Raw genomic sequence first — 3,063 nt, 5'->3', positions numbered from 1 at the left:
TCCGGGCGGGCCGGGCGGCGCTCCCGCTGGCGCGCCGGGTGGTCCCGGAGCCGGGGGTATGGCACCGGGCGGTGAGCGCGGTCCGGGTGGTCCCGGTGGTCCCGGTGGTGAAGGTGGCCCGCGCGCCCCGATGAAGAGCGTGGCGAGCGTGGCCGACATTCCCGCAGGTGCGACCGACGTCCATCTGGTCGAAAGCCAGATGGCGAACTACATCTTCGTCACCGCCGATGCGCCCACCCGCACGGTGTTCGACACCAGCGGCAAGGGGCTGCAGCTCGACCCGGTCACGCACCCCGACGCGCTCGTCGCCGATGAGGAGGGGCAGTTCCGCTTTCTCGTCGATGGCAAGCCGGCGGCGGGCGTGAAGGTCACCGTCATCCCCGGCGAAAAGAAGTTTCGTGAGCAGGAAGATGCACAGGAACTGACCACCGGGCCCGACGGTCTGGTGCGCATCAAATGGACGGTTGCGGGCATGTACTGGATCAGCGCGAGCCTGACCGACAACCACCCGAGCGAACCCAGGGCCAGCGAACGGCGCATGAGCTACACCATGACGGTGGAAGTCCCGGCGCCCTGACCCCTTGAACGAGACGGTCATGACCCTGTCCTGCGTTTCCCCGGCGCCAGACCCGCAGCCCGTGCGTCTGGCGCTGCCCGGCGCGATCGACCCGCAGGCGCTGGTCGGCTGGAGACCCGAGGCCGATCTGTTCGAGATCGGCGGGGAGACGATGGGGACGCTCTGGCGGGTGCGTCTTGCGGCTCCGGCAGGCCGCTTCGTGCCGGGCGAGCTGGTGGGGGCCATCGCTCATCGGCTCGAGGTGATCCTTGCGCAGATGAGCCACTGGCGCGTGGATTCGGCGCTGGGCCGGTTCAACCGCGCGCCTGCGGGGCACTGGGCGATCCTGCCGGCCGATTTTGCGCGCGTGATCGCCTGCGCGTTGACCGTGCACGCGCAGAGCGACGGGGCGTTCGACCCGGCGATCGGGCGGTTGGTGTGCCACTGGGGGCACGGGCCCGACCTCGCTGATACCCCGCCGGGCGACCGGACGGATGCGCGTGCGCTCGACGCGGCGCGCCGGGCTTCGGGTTGCGCGCGGCTTGCGTGGGAACCGCAGACTGCGCGGCTGCGCCAGCCCGGCGGGGTCTGGCTCGACCTGTCGGGGATTGCCAAGGGCTTTGCGGTCGATGCGCTCGCCGCGCTGCTGCGCGAACGGGGGATCGGCCACGCGCTGGTCGAGATCGGCGGTGAATTTGCGGGCCTGGGCCTGCGGCCCGATGGCGATCCCTGGTGGGTTGATCTCGATACGCCGGTGATGGGCATTGCCCCCTTGCGGGTGGCGCTCCACCAGCTGGCGGTGGCGACTTCGGGCGATTATGTGCGCGGGCGCCACACGATCGATCCGCGCAGCGGACAGCCGGTCGGCCATGCGCTGGCGGTCAGCGTCGTCCACGCCTCGGCGATGTGGGCCGACGCCTGGGCGAGCGCGCTCGGCGTGCTCGAGCCCGCAGCGGCAAAGCGCGCGTGCCGCACCCATGACCTCGCCGCGCGTCTCCTGCTGCGCGAGGGGGGGCTGGTGCGCGAATGGATTTCCCCCGCGCTCGTGCGGATGATCGATACCTAACGCCGGGGTTGGTGGGCCGGTCCGGCGGGNCGCTCGGCGTGCTCGAGCCCGCAGCGGCAAAGCGCGCGTGCCGCACCCATGACCTCGCCGCGCGTCTCCTGCTGCGCGAGGGGGGGCTGGTGCGCGAATGGATTTCCCCCGCGCTCGTGCGGATGATCGATACCTAACGCCGGGGTTGGTGGGCCGGTCCGGCGGGGCTAGTGGTTCGATTCTGACATTTGGTACCCTATCGGATAGGGCGTGCTCAAATGTCAGAATCTCTTCGAACCACTAGCATTCATTTGATTTTAGTGGATTTTACGATTTTGACATTTGCAGGCCCATACCAGCCGCCAGGGGATGCAAATGTCAAAATCAATCCACTAGGGTGGCGGGAATGGCGAACTGGTTCGATCAGGGCGGCGCGGATTATGCGCGCTTTCGGCCCGACTATCCCGCCGCACTGGCGCAGGAACTGGCGCGTCTCGCGCCCGCGCGGCGCGTCGCGCTTGACGTGGGATGCGGCAATGGCCAGTTCACGCAGGCGCTTGGCGCGGTCTTTGCAGCGGTGATCGGCATCGACCCCACCGCTCATGCGCCAACAGGCGCGCGCGGGAGATGCGGTCGGCAGTCCGGGGGCAAGGGGTGTTAACCCCTTGAATCGTCGTTATTCCCTTTTTCCCTGTTGGAGGTTTTGGCCTCCGGTCGGCTGATCACCCACAGCGCGGCGGTACCCATGGCGAGGCCCACCGCGACCGCGACGAACAGGCTTGGCCTGGCGTGGATCACGAAGAGCGCAAAGCCCGCCGACATGCCCAGGATCGCCATGCGCTTGCCGGTGCGGGTGACCGCACGGTTTTCCTTCCACGCCTTGAGCCCCGGACCTAGTCGCGGGTGGTTGAGCAGCCAGCTTTCGAGCCGGGGAGAGGAGCGCGCGAGGCAGGGCAGCGCGAGGATCAGGAAATCGAAGGTGGGGACCAGCGGCAGGAACAGTCCGATCACGCCCAGCCCGATCAGCGCCAGCCCGGCGCCAAGCCAGATCGTGCGCACGACGCGGCTGGTGACGAGCTGAGGGCCGGGCTCGGTTTCGCCGGGGGCGAGGCTCGGTTCAGCCAAGGCGCTGCTCCGCCAGGCAGGCGTCGGCCAGCGCCTGGACGTGGACGAAGGCGCGGCGCGCGGCCTCGGTCGCGCGGGCCTCTTCTTCGGCGTCGAGCGGCACGGTGTCGAGTGCGGCGACGAATTCGCGCCAGTGCGCGGCGGGGCCTTCGGGCGCAGGGGCAAGATGGCGCGCCCCGAAATCGTCGGACAGGCCGAGCGGCGCCACCGCCTTGCGCAGCAGTGCGGCGCCCAGGTTGGAGCCCTCGGAGACGTAGAGCCAGCCCAGCGCGCTCGCCCGGTCGATGGCCGCGCCCGCTGCGAACACCGGCTCGCCGCGGTCGAGCGGTTCGAGCCCGAGATCGGC

At 69.8% G+C, this 3,063-nt stretch carries 6 protein-coding genes; 4 read left to right on the top strand and 2 right to left on the bottom strand.

The window, feature by feature from the left end; genetic code table 11:
* The 4 genes from MTR62_RS20585 to MTR62_RS20575 form a co-directional block, all read left to right on the top strand.
* A partial coding sequence (locus tag MTR62_RS20585) for a DUF4198 domain-containing protein (protein WP_244024471.1) occupies positions 1-577 on the top strand: 577 nt, incomplete at its 5' end.
* A gap of 19 nt (positions 578-596) precedes the next feature.
* Entirely contained in the window at positions 597-1,622 is a 1,026-nt protein-coding gene (locus tag MTR62_RS20580) for an FAD:protein FMN transferase (protein WP_244024468.1), read from the top strand.
* 38 nt (positions 1,623-1,660) lie between these two features.
* Positions 1,661-1,789, top strand: coding sequence for a hypothetical protein (locus MTR62_RS21390; protein WP_268739986.1), 129 nt, complete (start codon positions 1,661-1,663; stop codon positions 1,787-1,789).
* Between the two features lie 209 nt (positions 1,790-1,998).
* On the top strand, positions 1,999-2,253 hold the full coding sequence (locus MTR62_RS20575; protein ID WP_244024466.1) for a class I SAM-dependent methyltransferase: 255 nt from the start codon (positions 1,999-2,001) through the stop codon (positions 2,251-2,253).
* On the opposite strand, the gene MTR62_RS20570 is transcribed toward MTR62_RS20575, so the two are convergent.
* Together MTR62_RS20570 and MTR62_RS20565 are read right to left on the bottom strand one after the other, a co-directional pair.
* Entirely contained in the window at positions 2,250-2,717 is a 468-nt protein-coding gene (locus MTR62_RS20570; RefSeq protein WP_244024464.1) for a YbaN family protein, read from the bottom strand. The genes MTR62_RS20575 and MTR62_RS20570 overlap by 4 nt on opposite strands.
* The coding region (locus MTR62_RS20565; protein ID WP_244024462.1) for a biliverdin-producing heme oxygenase at positions 2,710-3,063 on the bottom strand (354 nt) is incomplete at its 5' end. The genes MTR62_RS20570 and MTR62_RS20565, both read right to left, overlap by 8 nt.

Origin of the sequence: Novosphingobium organovorum (genome assembly GCF_022832435.1) — a bacterium.
GTDB classification, from domain to species: Bacteria; Pseudomonadota; Alphaproteobacteria; order Sphingomonadales; family Sphingomonadaceae; genus Novosphingobium; species Novosphingobium organovorum.
The sequence above is the reverse complement of the archived record's forward strand: the minus strand, read 5'-3'. Positions and strand labels throughout refer to the sequence as shown.

What these genes read in the sequence shown, in the direction of transcription:
- MTR62_RS20580 (WP_244024468.1), top strand. Translation starts at nt 597, where the DNA reads ATGACCCTGTCCTGCGTTTCCCCGGCGCCAGACCCGCAGCCCGTGCGT.
- MTR62_RS20575 (WP_244024466.1), top strand. Translation starts at nt 1,999, where the DNA reads ATGGCGAACTGGTTCGATCAGGGCGGCGCGGATTATGCGCGCTTTCGG.